Genomic DNA, 16,800 nt, shown 5'->3' on the forward strand with positions numbered 1-16,800 from the left:
GACGGCCGACCCGGCAGCGGCGGACGACGGCCGGGCGGCGGGCCCGCCGTTCGGGCCGGTGTTCATGCCGGGCTCCGTTCCAGCAGGGTGTGCACCGCGGCGCGGAACCCGGCCAGCCGTTCGGCGGCCTCGTCGGCGCTGATCCGGGGCTCGTGGACGGCGGCGGGCCGCCAGTCCGGCAGGGCCTCCTCCAGGGTCAGCCGGGGGTCGGCGCCGAGCCGGGCCAGCGTGCCGACGCCCAGCGCGGTCGCGTCGGGCAGCGCGGACACCTCGACGGGGCGCTGGAGGAGGTCGGCCTGGGTCTGCATGAGCAGCGCCGAGCGGGTCAGGCCGCCGTCGACGCGCAGGGATTCGAGCGGGGTGCCGAGGTCGGCGGCGACGGCGTCGGCGAGGTCGACGACCTGGGCGGCGATACCCTCGCACAGCGCGCGCACCACGTGCCCCGGGCCGGTGTCGAGGCCGAGTCCGGTCAGCGAGCCGCGCAGGTCGCCGCGCCACCAGGGGGCGGCGAGCCCGGCGAGGGCGGGGACGAAGGTGACGCCGCCGCTGTCCGGTACGCCGCCGCCGACGCGATCGAGGTCGGTGGCGCCGGAGATGACGCCGAGGTCGGTGAGCCAGCGCACCGCGGACGCGGCCGTGTAGACCTGGCCGTCCAGGCAGTAACTGGTCCGTCCGGCGAGCCGCCAGGCGACGCAGCTGACCAGTCCCGAGGTGCCGCGCCGGGGGGTGTCGCCGGTGTGCGCGAGCAGGAACGCGCCCGTTCCGTAGGTGCACTTGGCGCTGCCGGGGGCGGTGACCCGCTGGGCCAGCAGGGCCGCCTGCTGGTCGACGACGAGCCCGGTGAGCGGGACGGCGCGGCCGAACTCCTCGGTGGTGGCGAACTCGCCCGCGGCGTCGACGACCTCGGGGAGGCGTTCGCCGGTCAGGCCGTACAGCTCCAGGGCGCGCGGCGACCACCGCGCGTGGTCGAGGTCGAGCAGTCCGGTGCGCCCGGCGGTGGCCGCGTCGGTGACGAAGGCTCCGGTGAGCCGGTGCACGAGCCAGGCGTCGGAGGTGGTGACGACGCCGTCCTCGGTCAGATGGCGTCGTATCCAGGCCATTTTGGGGGCGGCGAAGTAGGGGTCGACGGGCAGCCCGGTCAGCTGTCGCAACTCTTCGCTTTCCGGGGCGAGTTCGGCGCAGATTCGCTCGGCGCGGCGGTCCTGCCAGACCAGGGCGTCGGTGAGCGGGCGGCCGGTGGCGGGATCCCAGGCGAGGACGGTCTCGCCCTGGTTGGCCAGACCCACGGCCGCGACCGGTTCGCCGCCCTCGGCGAGCGCGCGACGGCAGGCGACCAGGACGGAGTCGTAGAGCTCGACGGGGTCGACCTCGACGAGGCCGCCGGGCAGATGGCGGGGCCGGACCTCGGCGAAACCGGTGCCGATGACGCCCCGTTCGGGGCAGATCACCAGGGCTTTGGTGCCTGACGTGCCCTGGTCGACGGCGAGCACCGGACCTGTCATCAAGCCCTCCCCTGGCTGATCACTGCGCGACAGACTGCCGTCGTCGTGAGCGCGCCGTCAAGCTCCGCCGTCGACCCGCGTTGATTGACTGACTGACAGTCAAAGTTGCTGCTGGGGAAGGGTGTTAAATACGTTCCGGAAACCACCGATGGTGTCCGGCGTCCACCTCTATAGTGACGGCCGAAAAACGTGATCTCCTCAACGTCCGTCCGGAGGAAGGCAGTTGTTAGTCCACCGCGCCGTCGCGCCCGACCCCCGCCGGGGGGCGCGCGGCTGATGGCCAGAGACGGAGCACGTCCCGCGTACGATCCGGCCGGTCATGACGTGGCACTGCGCGCCGCCCTCCAGGACCTGCGCACCGGCCGGTGGATGGCGATGCGCGGGCTGCTCGACTCCACCCGGGCCTGGTGGCAGTGGACGCAGCGGACCCAGGTCCTGGCCGCCGCGGCGGCGGGCACCGACGTGGTCCGGGCGTGGCTGGCGGAGGAGCCGTTCAGCGTCCCGGCGACGGTGATGCACGCCCGGGTCGCGGTGGAGCGGGCGCTGCGCGCGCACCGGGAGAACCACCGCCGTACGCACGAGTTGTGGATCGAGGCGTGGGACGCGAGCCAGAGCGCGACCAGGACCGCCCCGCACGATCCCGTGCCCTGGGTGTGTCTGCTGGCGCTGGCGCAGCTGGACCACAAGCAGAGCTGGGAGGAGCACCGGGCCCGGCCGCCGGAGCCGCTGCTGCCGTCGGGGCCGTGGGGGCTGCTCGCGGAGGCCGACAAGCGGGACCCGTACAACCGCGAGGCGTATCACCGCATGTTGCAGTTCGTCTATGCGCGCGGCACCGGGGAGCGGCTCGCCGAGGCGGTCGGCTACACGCACTGGGCGGCCGGCACCGCGCCGATGGGCTCCGCGCTGCACGTGCTGCCGCTGTACGTGCGCGTCGAGCGCTACCGCCGGGTCGGCGGCCGGGACGCGGCCCTGGACCTGCACTGGGTGGCCGAGGACGCCACCCGCGAGGCCCAACGGGCGCTGCACGCCTGGTTCGAGCACACCACCGCGCCCGAGCGGTCGCTGCTGGACCTCAACCACCTGGCCCACGCCCTCTGGGGCGCGCTGCAGTTCCCGGAGGCGGCACGGGTGTTCGACGCGCTCGGGCCGTACTACACGCCGCTCCCCTGGGCCTACCGCACGGCCGACGCGGGTGACGCGTCCCAGGCCATGGAGGTCTTCCTCCAGGCCCGTTCGCGCAGCCGCGCCGCGGCCCGCGGCTCCGGCCGTCACCCCTGATTCCCCCACATTTCCCCCGTAGTGCCTTTCTCTCGGAGGTTTCCGCATGTCCAGCACCTCTGAACCATCGGCTCCACCCGGCCTGTCCGACCAGGACGAGGAGCAGCGCCTGCGCGAACTCGGCTACCGTCCGGTGCTCGCCCGCCGCATGGGCGGCTTCGGCAACTTCGCGATCAGCTTCTCGGTGATCTCGATCCTGTCGGGCTGCATGACGCTGTACGGCTTCGGCATGGGCGCGGGCGGCCCCGCGGTGATGCTGTGGGGCTGGGCGGGTGTCGGCCTGTTCGTGCTCTTCGTCGGTCTCTCCCTGGCGGAGGTCACCAGCGCCTATCCGACGTCCGGCGCGCTGTACTACATGGCGGACCGGCTCGGCGGCCGCCGCTGGGGCTGGTACACCGGCTGGCTGAACCTGCTCGGCCTGCTCGGCGCGATCGCCGGCATCGACTACGGCGCCGCCCTGTTCACCGGCGCGTTCGCCAACCTCCAGTGGGGCTTCGAGCCGACGCCCGGCAGGACGATGCTGATATTCGTCGCGATCCTGCTGCTGCACGCCGTGCTGAACCTGTTCGGCGTGCACCTGGTCAGCATCCTCAACTCGGTCAGCGTCTGGTGGCATCTGGCGGGTGTGGCGCTGATCGTCGGCGCGCTGGCGATCTGGCCCGACCACCACCAGTCCGCGTCCTTCGTGTTCACCAAGTTCGTGAACGACACGGGCTGGTCGAACCCTGTCTACGTGGCCGCGATCGGACTGCTGCTGGCGCAGTACACGTTCTGCGGCTACGACGCCTCGGCGCACCTGTCCGAGGAGACCTCCAACGCGTCGGTGTCCGCCGCCCGCGGCATCGTGCGTTCCATCTGGGTCTCCTGGATCGCCGGTTTCGTGCTGCTGGCCGGCCTGACCTTCGCGATCCAGGACTACACCGCGACCCGCGAGACCGCGACCGGCGTGCCGCCCGCGCAGATCCTGCTGGACGGCCTCGGCAAGGGCGGCGCGAGCGCGCTGCTCCTGGTGGTCATCGTGGCCCAGCTGTTCTGCGGCAACGCCGAGGTGGCCGCGGCCAGTCGCATGGTGTTCGCGTTCAGCCGGGACCGGGCCCTGCCGGGTTCGGAGCTGTGGCGCCGGGTCAGCAACCGCACCCACACCCCGGTCGCCGCGGTGTGGCTGTCGGTCGTCGTCGCCGGGGTGCTCGCGCTGCCCTCCCTGTACTCGACGACGGCGTACGGCGCGGTCACGGCCATCAACGTCATCGGGATCACCCCCGCCTACGCCATCCCCGTCTTCCTGCGGCTGCGCGCGGGCGACCGGTTCCAGCCGGGCCCCTGGTCGCTCGGCAGGTGGAGCAAGCCGATCGGCTGGACCGCGGTGGTGTGGGTGGCGTTCGTCACCGTGCTGTTCTGCCTGCCGCAGTCCTCGCCGGTGACGGTCGACTCGATGAACTACGCGGCCATCGCGCTCGTCGTCGTGCTGGTGCTCGCCAGCGCGTGGTGGTACATAGCCCGCCGTTCGTACGGCACTCCGCAGACCGCCGCCTACGGCTCCGAGCAGGACCAGGCCGAACTCGCGGAGGGAATCGTCTGATTCCCGCCCGGACACCCCTCGGGCGACTCTCCGGTCCCGGCCGTCGCGGCGGAACCGTGGTACGAACTGCCCCGCTCGATACGGCAGGATGATCGGTCGCGTCGGCCCACCGCTCCATGCGGCCGGCGCGACCGCACATCCCGTACCGGAGCAGGGGACGACGTGACAAGACTTCACATCCGGCCGTCGACGGCGGCGCGTATCGCGCGGCGACCTTCCGGAGGTGACCGGTGAACCGCGCCCTCACGCTGGACGACGGGACACTCGCCGGGATCGCGCTGGCCGCGGGCTTCCTCGCCGCGTTCCTCTCCCGCCTGCTGCTGGGGTGGCTCGCCAAGCACGCCAAGCGCACCCGCTGGAACGGCGACGACGTGCTGGTGGACGCGCTGCGGCCGGTGCTGCCGTGGGCGGCGATCGCGGGCGGCGCGGCGGCGGCCGCGGCGGTGCTGCCGCTCACCAGGACCGTCCAGCACCACGTCAACCAGACCATCCAGGTCCTGCTCATCCTCGCGGTGACGGTGTCCGTGGCCCGCGTGGTCACCGGCCTGGTGCAGGCGTTCACGCAGTCGCGCTCCGGCGTCGCCGGGTCGGCGACCATCTTCGTGAACATCACCCGGGTCGTGGTGCTCGCCCTGGGCGGCCTGGTGGCGCTCCAGGCGCTCGGGATCTCCATAGCGCCGCTGCTCACCGCTCTGGGTGTGGGCGGTCTCGCGGTGGCGCTCGCCCTCCAGGACACCCTCGCCAACCTCTTCGCGGGCATCCACATCCTCGCCTCCAAGAGCGTGCAGCCGGGCGACTACATCCGGCTCAGCAGCGGCGAGGAGGGCTATGTCGTGGACATCAACTGGCGTCAGACGACGGTCCGTCAGCTCTCCAACAACCTCGTCATCATCCCCAACGGGCAGCTGGCGGGGACCAACATGACCAACTTCACGCGCCCCGAGCAGAAGTTGACGGTGCTGGTGCAGGCGGGCGTGGGGTACGACAGCGACCTGGAGCACGTCGAGCGGGTGACCATGGAGGTCGTCGCCGAGGTGATGACGCAGATCGACGGCGCGGTGCCGGAGCACGAACCGGCCGTCCGTTTCCACACGTTCGGCGACTCGCGGATCGACTTCACGATCATCCTGGGCGTCGGGGAGTTCAGCGACCAGTACCGGATCAAGCACGAGTTCATCAAGCGGCTGCACCGGCGGTTCGCCGAGGAGGGCATCAGCGTCCCGGCGCCGCGGCGGACGGTGACGCTCCAGGGGCCGGGGCAGGCCCAGGAGGCGGCGTCGGTGGTGATACCGCATCAGCGGGAGGCGGGCGCGGGCCGCGGCGGCGACGTGCCGTCCACCAGCGCGGGCGGCGGCCGCGACGTGCCGTCCGCCGACCGGGTCGACTGACCAGCCCGCGCGCGGAGGGCCTCCCCTGTGGGCCCCCCACGCGCGAGCGGCCGGGCGGGCACCCCGCCCGGCCATTCCCGGGCGGGCGGAGGGTCTCCCCCGCCCGCCCGGTGCCGTGTCAGCCCAGCGTGGCCGACGCGTCGTGGTAGCGCCCGGCCGAGCGGGCGTGCGGCGCGGCGAGGGCCGACGCGACCGGCGTGACCGTCCAGTCCGGGTGGTTCGGCATCCGCGGCGTGGTGGTGCCGTAGAGCCAGTCCCGCAGGAAGCCGGTGACGTCCTGGCCGGAGACGGACGACGCGACGGCGATGTAGTCCTCCGTCGTCGCCGCGGAGTCGCGGTAGCGGGCGAGGAAGGCCCGCTCGACGGCGTGGAAGGCGTCCTCGCCGATCAGCTCGCGCAGCGCGTACAGGGTGAGCACGCCGCCCAGGTAGCGCTGGTTGTCGAAGAGGTTGACCGCGTTCGGCTTCGCGACCGGACCCGAGTCGTGGCGCCACTGGTCGCCGCGGGCGTAGGTGTCCTTCATCCGGGCTTCCATGGTGGTCAGGCCCAGCGAGTCCGGCCAGCCGCGCTCGTAGCGGTACAGCAGCCCGTAGAAGTCGGCGTGGCCCTCGTTGAGCCAGAGGTCGGCCCAGGTGGCGGGCGAGACGCTGTTGCCGAACCAGGAGTGGACCAGCTCGTGCATCATGTGCGAGCCGATCTTGGCCTCTTCCTGGAGCAGGAAGTTCGGCTTGTACAGCGTGAGGGTCTGGGTCTCCAGGCCGGTGAAGTCGAAGGCGTTCGGGTCGTCGGAGTTGCACGGCAGCAGGCCGTACGTCTCGAACGGGAACGCCCCGAGCCGCTGCTCGAGCCAGTCGACCAGGCCGGGGGTGAGGGCCAGCGCGGGCTCCAGCGCGGCGGCGCGGGCGGTGGGCACGATGTCGCGCAGCGGCAGGCCGTGCGGGCCGGGCCGGTCCTTGACGACGTAGTCGCCGACCGTGATCTGCACCAGTTCGGTGGCCATGGGCGAGCGGGAGCGGTAGGTGTACGCCGTGCGGCCGCCGTCGAGGGTCTCGGTGCGCTCCAGGATGCCGTTCGCGACACCGCGCAGCCCCTCGGGGACGGTGATGCGGAAGGTGAAGTCCGCCTTGTCCGTGGGGTGGTCGTTGCACGGGAAGACGGTGTGCGCCGCGTCGGGCTGCCCGGCGACCGCGAAGCCGTCGGGGGTGGCCACCCAGCCGGTGTGGGTCAGGGTGCGGCGCGGGTCGGCGGAGTACGCGATGCGCACGGTGGCGCCGTCGTGGGCGCACAGGACCCGGGCGGGGGTGATCCGCAGCTTCTCGCCGGCCTGCTCGAACGTCGCCGCCCTGCCGTCGACGTCCACGGAGCGTATGTCCAGGCCCAGCGCGTCCAGGGAGAAGCGGTCGAGGTCCTGCTCGGCGCGGATCTCCAGGGTCGCGGTCACGTCGACGAGCCGCGTCGTCGCGTCCCAGGCGACATCCAGGTGGTAGGCCCGCACGCGGTAGCCGGCGTTGCCGAGGGTGGGGAACACGGGGTCGTCGACGGTCTCGGCGCCCGGGGCCGCGTCCCGGCCGGCCGGGGCCGGGGAGGAGCCGCCGGTACCGGCCGCGCGGGCCGTCCCCGCGCCCGCGGCCAGGGCCGCCGCCGTGCCGAACAGGGCGGCCACCGGGGCCGTCACTCTGGTGCGATATCTCATGATCCGCTTTCGCTCGGGCGGCCGGGAGGTCAGCCCCGGCCGTCTCAGGTGTGCGTTCCACTCCCTTGACCACCGGAGGGCGGCGTTCGGTTGCCCGGGAAACGGAAGAAGTTTCGAAAGTGCCCATGACAAGTTGCGGGCCCTCGGGCGAGATCCGCGGAGGCGTCCTGGCGGACCCCTGTCGAGGCCGCGGCGATCACGAGATATCTTGATGTCGAGCAATGTTGCAGACGTGGAGCGGAGCACCCGGTGACTGACTCGACCATCTTCTACACCTACACAGACGAAGCCCCGGCCCTGGCGACGCATTCGTTCCTGCCGGTGGTCCAGGCGTACGCCTCCCAGGCCGGTGTCGCCGTGGAGACCCGCGACATCTCGCTGGCCGGGCGCATCCTGGCCGTCTTCCCCGAGTACCTCCAGGAGGAACAGCGCATCGCCGACGCGCTGACCGAGCTGGGCGAGCTGGCGAAGACGCCCGCGGCCAACATCGTCAAGCTGCCGAACATCTCGGCGTCCATCCCGCAGCTCAAGGCGGCCGTCGCCGAGCTGCAGGAGAAGGGCTTCGCGCTGCCGGACTACCCGGACGACCCGAAGTCCGACGAGGAGCGCGACATCCGCGCCCGCTACGACAAGATCAAGGGCTCCGCGGTCAACCCGGTGCTGCGCGAGGGCAACTCCGACCGCCGCGCCCCCGCCTCGGTCAAGAACTTCGCCAAGACCCACCCGCACCGCATGGGTACCTGGTCCGCCGACTCCAAGACCAATGTCGCGACCATGGGGCAGAACGACTTCCGCTCCACCGAGAAGTCCACGGTGATCACCGAGGACGGCACGCTCCGCATCGAGCTGGTCGCCGCCGACGGCACCACCACCGTGCTGCGCGAGTCCGTCCCCGTCCTCAAGGACGAGGTCGTCGACGCCTCCGTGATGCGCGCCGCCGCGCTGAACGAGTTCCTCGCCGCGCAGGTCGCCCGCGCCAAGGCGGAGGGCGTGCTCTTCTCCGTGCACCTGAAGGCCACGATGATGAAGGTCTCCGACCCGATCGTCTTCGGCCACGTGGTGCGCGCCTTCTTCCCGAAGACCTTCGCGCAGTACGGCGCCGTGCTGGCCGCGGCCGGCCTGTCCCCCAACGACGGTCTCGGCGGCATCCTCAAGGGCCTGGAGGCGCTGCCCGAGGGCGACGCCATCAAGGCGTCCTTCGACGCGGAGATCGCCGAAGGACCGGCGCTCGCCATGGTCGACTCCGACCGCGGCATCACCAACCTGCACGTGCCGTCCGACGTCATCGTCGACGCCTCGATGCCGGCCATGATCCGCACCTCCGGCCACATGTGGGGCCCGGACGGCGAGGAGGCCGACACCCTCGCGGTGCTGCCGGACTCCTCCTACTCCGGCGTCTACCAGGCCGTCGTCGAGGACTGCCGGGCCAACGGCGCCTACGACCCCGCCACCATGGGCTCGGTGCCGAACGTCGGCCTCATGGCGCAGAAGGCCGAGGAGTACGGCTCCCACGACAAGACCTTCGAGATCCAGGCCGCCGGCACCGTCCGCCTGGTCGACCAGGCCGGCGACGTCGTCCTGGAGCAGCCGGTCTCCGAGGGCGACATCTTCCGCGCCTGCCAGACCAAGGACGCCCCGATCCGCGACTGGGTGAAGCTGGCCGTCACGCGCGCCCGCGCCACCGGCGACCCGGCCGTGTTCTGGCTGGACGCCACCCGCGCCCACGACGCCGTGCTCATCGAGAAGGTGCAGCGCTACCTCGCCGACCACGACACCGAGGGCCTGGACATCAAGGTCCTCGCCCCGGTCGAGGCGACGAAGCTGTCGATCGAGCGCATCCGCCGCGGCGAGAACACCATCTCCGTCACCGGCAACGTGCTGCGCGACTACCTGACCGACCTCTTCCCGATCCTGGAGCTGGGCACCAGCGCCAAGATGCTCTCGGTCGTCCCGCTGATGGCGGGCGGCGGCCTGTTCGAGACCGGCGCCGGCGGCTCCGCGCCGAAGCACGTCCAGCAGCTGGTCAAGGAGGACTACCTGCGCTGGGACTCGCTCGGCGAGTTCTTCGCCCTGGTGCCGTCCTTCGAGCAGTACGCCAAGACCACCGGCAACGCCCGCGCCCAGGTCCTGGCCGACACCCTCGACCGCGCGACGGCGACGTTCCTCAACGAGAACAAGTCGCCGGCCCGCCGCGTCGGTGGCATCGACAACCGCGGCAGCCACTTCTTCCTGTCCCTGTACTGGGCGCAGGAGCTGGCCGCGCAGACCGACGACGCGGACCTCGCGAAGGCGTTCGCGCCGTTCGCCGAGTCCCTCGCGGCGAACGAGCAGAAGATCGTCGACGAGCTGCTCGCGGTCCAGGGCAAGCCGGCCGACATCGGCGGCTACTACCGCCCCGACACCGCCAAGGCCGACGCGGTGATGCGCCCGTCCACCACGTGGAACGAGACGCTCGCCACCCTGGTCTGAGCACCCGGCTGAGCACCCCCGAAGGGCCCGCGTTCCGCACGGCGCGCGGGTCCTTCGCCGTTCCCGGGCGAGCTCCGGCCCGGCTCCCCCCGGCGCGCCGGGCCGCCCCGCCGCCTCACCAGTCGCGCGGCGCGATCAGATCCTCCGCGTCCGCGTCGGGAAAGCCGTAGGCCCGCGCGATGAATCGGAAGTCGCCCGCTATCTCCTCACGGGCGACCGTCTCGATGTCGCTCTCCGCCTCCAGGAACGCGTCCTGCAGGTCGTTGAACTCCTCGGTGGCCGCGTGCGTGAGCCGGTAGAGCGCCGCCAGGTCGGCGGGGCGCTCCGCCTCGATGCGCGCGCACAGGGCGAGCAGGACGTCCCGGCCCCGGTCGACGACCGCGTCCGGGAAGTAGCCGTCGGCGTAGAGCGCCTTGAGGAACCGGTGCGCGGTCACCTGCTCGTTGCGGACGGACATGGTGTTCCCCCTGGTGCGGCTGGACTGTCGGTGCCGTGTGGCACCGTGGTCGGTGATCTCGATACTGCCGTACGCCACTGACAACGCCGCCGGGTGCCGCAGGGTGCCGCCGAACGCACCGCCGCGCCCCGCCGCCGAACCCCTTGGAGCCGCACATGCCCGCTGACGCCCCCTCGTTCGAACTCCTGCCCGGTTCCGCGGAGTCCCCCGTGATCCTGCACGTGCCGCACGGGTCCCGGACGGTCCCGGCGCGGCTGCGGGACGGGATCGTGCTGGACGACGAGGCGCTGGAGCGGGAGCTGGACCACATCACCGACGCGCACACCGGCGAACTCGCCGCGGCGGCCGCCGGGGCGTGCCCGGTGGCGCCCTGGCGGTTCGTCAACCGGCTCTCCCGCCTGGTCGTCGACCCGGAGCGGTTCCCCGACGAGCGCGAGGAGATGCTGGCGGCCGGGATGGGCGCGGTGTACACCCGCACCACGCACGGGGCGGCGCTGCGCCCGCCGGACAGCGACCCCGAGCCGCTGCTCACCCGCCACTTCCGGCCGTACGCGCAGGCGATGACGGACGCGGTCGCGGACCGGCTGGCGGCCACCGGGCGGGCCGTGATCATCGATGTGCACTCCTACCCGAGCGCGCCGCTGCCCTACGAGCTGCACGGCGCGGGCCCGAGACCGCCGGTGTGCCTGGGGACCGACGCCTTCCACACCCCGGACGCGCTCGTCGACGCCGCCCGCTCGGCGTTCGCGCCGTTCGGGGAGACCGGCCTGGACAGCCCGTTCTCGGGGGCGTACGTGCCGTTGAGGTACTACGGCGTCGAGCCGCGGGTGTCCGCCCTCATGGTGGAGATCCGCCGGGACACGTACATGACGGAGCCGGGCGGTCCCGCGGGCGCCGGTCTGGAGCGGCTGGCGGCGGCGCTGGCCGAACTGGCCCACGCCGCCGCTCTCTGACCCGCCCGCGGACCCCGCCGTTCCGGGACCCGCCTCCGGACCCCGCCGCTCTCCGACGCGCCCGGACACCACGCCGCTCCCCGGTCCCGCCCCGGGACGCCGCCACTCAGGCCCGCAGCCACTCCGTGACGATCACGTCCCCGCCCGTGCGCAGCCGCAGCGCGAACGGGCCCGAGACGCCGGCGTCGCCGGCGAAGCGGCCCATGCCGTCGGCGGTGAGCGTGGTGGGGGCGGCCGGGTGGGGGCCGCCGAGCACCTCGATACCGGCCGGCTGGGGCGGCAGGATCTGGCCCAGCAGCCCGTGCGGGGTGACCTCGACGTCGACGGTCAGGTCGCCCGCGGTGAAGGTGAGCATCCGCGGCACGTCGACCGCGCCCCGCACCGGGATCGCGTCGACCAGCGAGTCGAAGGTCAGCTCGGCCAGCTTGGCGTCCATGTCGTGCAGCGCGAACGCCTCGATCGCGATCTGCCGCAGCTCGTCCGGGACCGGATCGAGCACGGCGACCGCCTGCCGCAGCTCCTCCTCCAGGATGTCCGCGTCGAACTCCTCGTCCACCGCACTCTCTTCGTCGTCCTCGAAACGGTCGTCGAAACGGCCGTCGAAGCCGTCGTCGCGCACGCCGCTCATGCCGCTCCCCTCGCGTCGAGCCGGGCCCTGAGCCGGCGCAGGCAGCGCTGGCGCAGCGGCCCGATGCTGCCCACGGCGATACCGAGCGCCGAGGACACCTCCTGGTAGCTGGGCGGCGGCGTGGCCATCAGCACGCGCAGCAACTGCCTGCACCGCTCGCCCAGTTCCTCGAACTCCTGCCACAGCCGCCGGATCCGCTCGGCCTGGGCGTCCGCCTCCTCGGAGTCCAGCAGCGACTGCTCGGGCGTCAGGTCCTCGCTCGGCCGGTCGAGCAGCTGCTGGTCGTCCGTCGGCATCAGCCGGGTCAGGCCCTTGATCACCTTGAGGCACTCGTGCCGCGCGGTGCTCGCGAGCCAACTCCCGGCCTTGTCGGGCTCCCTGATCCGCCCCAGGTGCTGGGCGAACCGGAACCACACGGTCTGGTACACCTCGTGGCCGTCGGCGTCGGAGAGGCGGTGTGCGCGCACCACCGACCACACCAGGGGACTGAGTCCCTCCACCAGCGCCTTCCAGGCCGCCGCGTCGCCGTCGACGGCCGCCCGGACCAATGCGCCGACATCTGCACGTTCCACGGCCCCACCCCTCGTGTACGGCAAGTCATGGTACGCCGTGGAGTGGAGGGTTCCGGCCCTCATGCCGGAGGAGCGAGCCGTACCACCGGCACCGGCTGCCAGGTGGGGGGCCGCAGCGCGGGCACGTGCGCCCCCCGCACCTCCGCGTAGGCCGTGGTGGCGTCCAGGAGCTGCCGCAGGGCCGCGCGGGGCGCGCTCTCCTTGTGCGCCGTCATGTGCGCGGCCACCATCCCCGCGGCGACGGGGGTGGCGAAGGAAGTGCCGCTCCAGTGCGCGTACCCCTCGAACATGACCTGGTCGGGCTTGCCCCCGGTGCCGGCCCGGTCCTCGCTGAGCACCCCGGTGTGGCGCGGGTACTGGCAGGTGCAGGTGTAGGTGAAGCCGTAGCGGCAGGCGTCGTAGGTGGAGTGCTGGTAGACGTACGGCACCGGGGCGCCGAAGCCGGTGAGGACTCCGGTGAGCCGCTCGCCGGGCGCGTACGCCTTCACCCAGGAGCCGTGGTTGCTGAAGCAGGCGCCGTAGTCGCCGTCGCCGCGCAGCGCGCCCACCGAGAGCACGACGTCCCGGTACTCGGGCAGGTCGGCGTAGGCGGCCGGCCAGAACGGCGTGGCACTGGAGTTGTTGCCCGCCGCGGCGACCAGCAGCGTGCCCTGGGCGCGCAGTTCGGTCATGAAGGCGTCGATGCCGAGCAGGCCGTCGGTGCGGCCGTTGGAGGTGCCCGCCGACAGGCTGATCACGTCGGGCCAGCCGTGCTCGTCGACGGACGCGAACAGCGCGGCGCCGAAGTCGGATTCGAGGATCGCGCCGGCGTCGTTGAGGGTGTTGCGCACGGTGATCTCGGTGTTGGGCGCGACCGCCGCGACCAGGCCCGCGATGAAGGTGCCGTGGCCCACGTACTGCTGGAGCACGCCCGCCTCGTCGCACTCGCGCAACTGGGGGTCGCCCTGCGTGTGGGCGAGCAGCGGCGACGAGCTGAAGTCCGCCATCAGGCCGGTGTCGACCACCAGGACCTTGACGGCGGTGTCGGCGTCGTAAGGGCCGTCCGCGGGCGCCGGGTTGGTGCCCTGGGTGAGCGGGGCGGGCACGGGCTCGTCGCCCGGACAGGCGTTGACGGCGATGGACACCACGTGGTTGCGGCTGACGAGCCGGTGGCCGGCCCGGCCCTCCGCCTCGCTCAGCGCCCGCAGCGCGTGGTGCACGGCGCGATCGCCGTGCCGGTCGCCGTGGCCGGGGTCGCCGACCTGGATGCGCGTGATGCCCGAGCGGTTGGTCTCGGGGCCGGCCCGGCGCACATGGTCGGCGGAGAGCCCGGTCGCCTCGGTGAAGTGGGTGCGCACCCGGTCCTCGACGAGTGCGGCCTCCGCCCCGTCCCTGGCGAGGACGACACCCTTCTCGTAGAAGAACTCCGCGGAGTCGTCCGGCCCCATCGCCAGCGGGACGTCGGGCATGGAGCGCTGGATCTGGTCGAACTGCTCGTGGAATCGCTGTGGTGCCATGGTGTGGTCCTCCCCCTGAGGAAGCGGTTGTCAGTCAGAGCCGCACGGCCTCCGATTGATACAGCGTCAAACCTGTGAAGGGTGTGTCACGGAGCATTACCATCCGTTGCGTGACAGCGGGAAGCGACTCCGTTCTCGAGCTGCTGCCGATGGTGTACGCCGCCCCCAACGACGCACTGTCCAGGGCCGAAGAGGTGCTCGGCACCGATCCCTCACCCCTGCATGCCTCGATCGCCCACCAGGTGATCGGCATCTGGCAGCGGGACTTCGGCGATCTGCGGATCGCCCTCACGCATCTGCGGCGCGCCCGCGACCTCGCGGCGCGCGCCGACTCCGCCGAACGGGAGGCGGAGGTGCTCGGCACCCTCGGGGTCGCACTGGTGCACGCGGGGCGCACCCGGCAGGGCCTCGCCGCCTTCGAGCGCGGGGTCGCACGCGGGGTGGGACACACCCGCGCGCGCGTGCTCTACCTGCGGGCGTACGTCTGGTGGGTGCTGGGCCACCACCCGGAGGCGCTGGAGGACGTACGCCGGGCGATCGCCGTGCTGCGCCAGGCCGACGACGTCATCTGGACCGCGCGGGCGCTCACGCTGCGGGCCACCGTGCATCTGGCGCTGGGCGCGGTGGAGCGCGCCGACGCCGACTTCACCGCGGCCGAACGGCTGTGGGAGACCACCGGCCAGGAGCACGACAAGGCGGACGCGGTGGAGAGCCGGGGTCTCGCCAAGTTCCGCGCCGGTGACATCCCGGCCGCCCTGCGGCTGCTCGACGAGGCCGAGGAGCGCTACGGCAAGCTCGGCACCCCGACCTTCATGCTCGACATCCGCCGCTGCGAGGTGCTGATGGCCGCCGGGCTCGCCCCGGAGGCGCTCGCCGAGGCGGACGCGGCGATCGGCGTCCTCGACGGCATCGGCGGCCAGTCCACCCGCAAGGCGGAGCTGCTGCTGACCGCCGCCCGCGCGGCCCGGCTGGCGGACGACCCGAACACCGCGGTCGCGCGCGCCGCGACCGCGGTACGGCTGTTCGCCGCGCAGCGCCGCACCTGGTGGGAGACGCACGCCCGACTGGTGCTGACCGAGGCGCGGTTCACCGCCGGGCGCAGTTCGGGGCGGCTGGTCGCGGAGGCCGCGGCGGTCGCCGAGCGGCTGGCGTCGTTCGGCTCGCCCTCCGCGCCGGAGGCCTCACTGCTCGCGGGCCGGATCGCGCTCGCGCTGGGCTGGACCGAGGACGCCGAACGGCACCTGGCGGTCGCCGCGCGCAGCAGGCGCAGCGGGCCGCCGCTGGCCCGGATCACCGGCTGGGCCGCGCAGGCGCTGCGGCACCGGGCGGCCGGTTCGGCGCGCGGTGTGCTGGAGGCGTGCCGGCGCGGTCTCGACGTGCTCGACGACCACCGGATGACGCTGGGCGCCTCGGAGTTGCGGGCCCGCGCCACCGCGCAGGGCGCCGAACTGGCCGCGCTCGCCCAGCAGGCCGCGCTCACCGCCGGTGCGCCGCGCCGGCTGCTGGTGTGGAGCGAGCGGTGGCGGGCCACCGTGCTGTCCGCGCCGCCCACCCGGCCGCCCGCCGACCCGGCGCTGCTCAGCGACATGACCGCGTTCCGCGAGATCGCCGCCCGCGCCGACGCGGCCCGCATGGACGGCCACCCGGTCCTGGCGCTCGAACGCGAACAGCGGCGCCTGGAAAAGGAGATCAGGGCCCGCACCCTCCACCTGCGGGGCGACGCGGCGGGCGACAGCCGCCGCTTCGAGCCGGGCCCGCTGCTCGCGCGGCTCGCCGAGACCGACGGCCGGCTGGTCGAACTGGCCGTGCTGGACGGGCGGGTGCATGTCCTGCTGTGCGGGGAGGGGCGGGTACGGCGGTTCGAGGCGGGCACGCTGGCGGAGGCCGTACGGGAGGCCGAGCACGTCCAGGCCGCACTGCGCCGGCTCGCCCACCCGGGCGCGGAGAGCCGGCTGCCGATCGTGGAGGCGGCCGGACGGCACCTGGAACAGCTGCTGCTGGGCGAGGCCGCACGCCATCTCGGGTCCGGTCCGGTGGTGGTCGTCCCGCCGGGCGCGCTGCACCGGGTGACCTGGGCGCTGCTGCCGTCGCTGCGCGAGCGGGTGCTCAGCGTGTCGCCGTCGGCGGGGAGTTGGCTGCGGGCGCGGGAGACCGAGCCGCCGCGCGAGGGGCGGCCGGTGCTGGTGCGCGGTCCGGGCCTCGCGACCGGGGGTGCCGAGGTGCCCGAACTCAGCCGCCACTACGGCGGTTCGACGGTTCTGGAGCACGACGAGGCGTGCGTGCCGCGGGTGTTGGAGGCCCTCGACGGCGCTCCCCTCGCGCACATCGCCGCGCACGGCACGTTCCGCGCGGACAGCCCGCTGTTCTCGTCGCTGCGGATGGCCGACGGGCCTCTCATCGTGCACGACTTCGAGCGCCTGGCCCGCAGCCCGTACCGGATCATCCTCTCCAGCTGCGACACGGCACGGCTCGCCTCGGTGGGCGCGGACGAGCTCCTCGGCCTGGTGACGGCGCTGCTCCCGCTCGGTACGGCGGGTGTCGTGGCCTCCAGCGCGCCGGTCAACGACGAGGCGGTCGTCCCCCTGATGCTGTCCCTGCACAAGGGCCTGACGGCGGGCCTCTCCCTGGCGGAGGCGCTGCGCGACGCCCGCGCGGCCCTGCCGGGTGACGCGCTGCACCAGGCGACGGGCTGGGCCTTCGCGGCCTTCGGCTCCGCCTGACCGGCCCCCTGGGAGCCCTCCCCCCGTCGCCCCGCGCGGCCCGGTGGGGCCCCTTCGCGCAGTTC

12 protein-coding genes are annotated in these 16,800 nt (G+C 73.2%); 6 read left to right on the plus strand and 6 right to left on the minus strand.

Features of this window, described 5'->3' with window-relative positions:
- Positions 1–62 precede the first annotated feature (62 nt).
- Entirely contained in the window at positions 63–1,502 is a 1,440-nt protein-coding gene (locus tag WN71_RS35000; protein ID WP_046588289.1) for an FGGY family carbohydrate kinase, read from the minus strand.
- A gap of 276 nt (positions 1,503–1,778) precedes the next feature.
- Between WN71_RS35000 and WN71_RS35005 the strand changes: the two genes are divergently transcribed.
- The 3 genes from WN71_RS35005 to WN71_RS35015 all read left to right on the plus strand — a co-directional run bounded on the left by WN71_RS35005 (position 1,779) and on the right by WN71_RS35015 (position 5,747).
- Complete coding sequence (locus WN71_RS35005; protein ID WP_046588291.1) at positions 1,779–2,780, plus strand: hypothetical protein; 1,002 nt, start codon at positions 1,779–1,781, stop codon at positions 2,778–2,780.
- A gap of 46 nt (positions 2,781–2,826) precedes the next feature.
- Positions 2,827–4,359, plus strand: a complete 1,533-nt coding sequence (locus tag WN71_RS35010; RefSeq protein WP_046588292.1) for an amino acid permease — start codon at positions 2,827–2,829, stop codon at positions 4,357–4,359.
- Positions 4,360–4,589: 230 nt separating this feature from the next.
- Positions 4,590–5,747 (plus strand): mechanosensitive ion channel family protein, encoded by a 1,158-nt coding sequence (locus WN71_RS35015; RefSeq protein ID WP_046588294.1) that lies wholly within the window; start codon positions 4,590–4,592, stop codon positions 5,745–5,747.
- Positions 5,748–5,865: 118 nt separating this feature from the next.
- On the opposite strand, the gene WN71_RS35020 is transcribed toward WN71_RS35015, so the two are convergent.
- On the minus strand, positions 5,866–7,440 hold the full coding sequence (locus WN71_RS35020) for a M1 family metallopeptidase (RefSeq protein WP_046588295.1): 1,575 nt from the start codon (positions 7,438–7,440) through the stop codon (positions 5,866–5,868).
- A gap of 249 nt (positions 7,441–7,689) precedes the next feature.
- On the opposite strand from WN71_RS35020, the gene WN71_RS35025 reads away from it, so the two are divergent.
- Entirely contained in the window at positions 7,690–9,909 is a 2,220-nt protein-coding gene (locus tag WN71_RS35025; protein ID WP_046588297.1) for an NADP-dependent isocitrate dehydrogenase, read from the plus strand.
- Between the two features lie 115 nt (positions 9,910–10,024).
- Here the strand turns inward: WN71_RS35025 and WN71_RS35030 are convergent, their stop codons facing one another.
- Complete coding sequence (locus WN71_RS35030) at positions 10,025–10,366, minus strand: DUF5713 family protein (protein ID WP_046588298.1); 342 nt, start codon at positions 10,364–10,366, stop codon at positions 10,025–10,027.
- 155 nt (positions 10,367–10,521) lie between these two features.
- Here WN71_RS35030 and WN71_RS35035 point away from each other — a divergent pair, with 155 nt between their 5' ends.
- Positions 10,522–11,319 (plus strand): N-formylglutamate amidohydrolase, encoded by a 798-nt coding sequence (locus WN71_RS35035; RefSeq protein ID WP_046588300.1) that lies wholly within the window; start codon positions 10,522–10,524, stop codon positions 11,317–11,319.
- Positions 11,320–11,425: 106 nt separating this feature from the next.
- Here WN71_RS35035 and WN71_RS35040 read toward each other — a convergent pair whose 3' ends face one another.
- Genes WN71_RS35040 through WN71_RS35050 form a run of 3 tightly spaced genes read right to left on the minus strand, consistent with a single transcriptional unit; the run spans position 11,426 to position 14,015 of the window.
- Positions 11,426–11,947, minus strand: coding sequence for a hypothetical protein (locus tag WN71_RS35040; RefSeq protein WP_046588302.1), 522 nt, complete (start codon positions 11,945–11,947; stop codon positions 11,426–11,428).
- Positions 11,944–12,582 carry an RNA polymerase sigma factor gene (locus WN71_RS35045; protein WP_079178357.1) on the minus strand — a complete coding sequence of 213 codons (639 nt, stop codon included), beginning with the start codon at positions 12,580–12,582 and terminating at the stop codon, positions 11,944–11,946. Before WN71_RS35045 ends, WN71_RS35040 begins: the two co-directional genes overlap by 4 nt.
- A complete protein-coding gene (locus tag WN71_RS35050) occupies positions 12,579–14,015 on the minus strand; it encodes a S8/S53 family peptidase (RefSeq protein ID WP_046588308.1) in 1,437 nt (478 codons plus the stop codon). The genes WN71_RS35045 and WN71_RS35050 overlap by 4 nt, the downstream gene beginning before the upstream one ends.
- 110 nt (positions 14,016–14,125) lie before the next feature.
- Here WN71_RS35050 and WN71_RS35055 point away from each other — a divergent pair, with 110 nt between their 5' ends.
- Entirely contained in the window at positions 14,126–16,735 is a 2,610-nt protein-coding gene (locus WN71_RS35055; RefSeq protein ID WP_046588311.1) for a CHAT domain-containing protein, read from the plus strand.
- The last annotated feature ends 65 nt before the right edge of the window (positions 16,736–16,800 follow it).

Origin of the sequence: Streptomyces mangrovisoli (assembly GCF_000974985.2) — a bacterium.
GTDB lineage: Bacteria > Actinomycetota > Actinomycetes > Streptomycetales > Streptomycetaceae > Streptomyces > Streptomyces mangrovisoli.

What these genes read in the sequence shown, in the direction of transcription:
- WN71_RS35000 (WP_046588289.1), bottom strand. Translation starts at nt 1,502, where the DNA reads ATGACAGGTCCGGTGCTCGCCGTCGACCAGGGCACGTCAGGCACCAAA.
- WN71_RS35005 (WP_046588291.1), top strand. Translation starts at nt 1,779, where the DNA reads ATGGCCAGAGACGGAGCACGTCCCGCGTACGATCCGGCCGGTCATGAC.
- WN71_RS35010 (WP_046588292.1), top strand. Translation starts at nt 2,827, where the DNA reads ATGTCCAGCACCTCTGAACCATCGGCTCCACCCGGCCTGTCCGACCAG.
- WN71_RS35020 (WP_046588295.1), bottom strand. Translation starts at nt 7,440, where the DNA reads ATGAGATATCGCACCAGAGTGACGGCCCCGGTGGCCGCCCTGTTCGGC.
- WN71_RS35030 (WP_046588298.1), bottom strand. Translation starts at nt 10,366, where the DNA reads ATGTCCGTCCGCAACGAGCAGGTGACCGCGCACCGGTTCCTCAAGGCG.
- WN71_RS35035 (WP_046588300.1), top strand. Translation starts at nt 10,522, where the DNA reads ATGCCCGCTGACGCCCCCTCGTTCGAACTCCTGCCCGGTTCCGCGGAG.
- WN71_RS35040 (WP_046588302.1), bottom strand. Translation starts at nt 11,947, where the DNA reads ATGAGCGGCGTGCGCGACGACGGCTTCGACGGCCGTTTCGACGACCGT.
- WN71_RS35045 (WP_079178357.1), bottom strand. Translation starts at nt 12,582, where the DNA reads ATGAGGGCCGGAACCCTCCACTCCACGGCGTACCATGACTTGCCGTAC.
- WN71_RS35050 (WP_046588308.1), bottom strand. Translation starts at nt 14,015, where the DNA reads ATGGCACCACAGCGATTCCACGAGCAGTTCGACCAGATCCAGCGCTCC.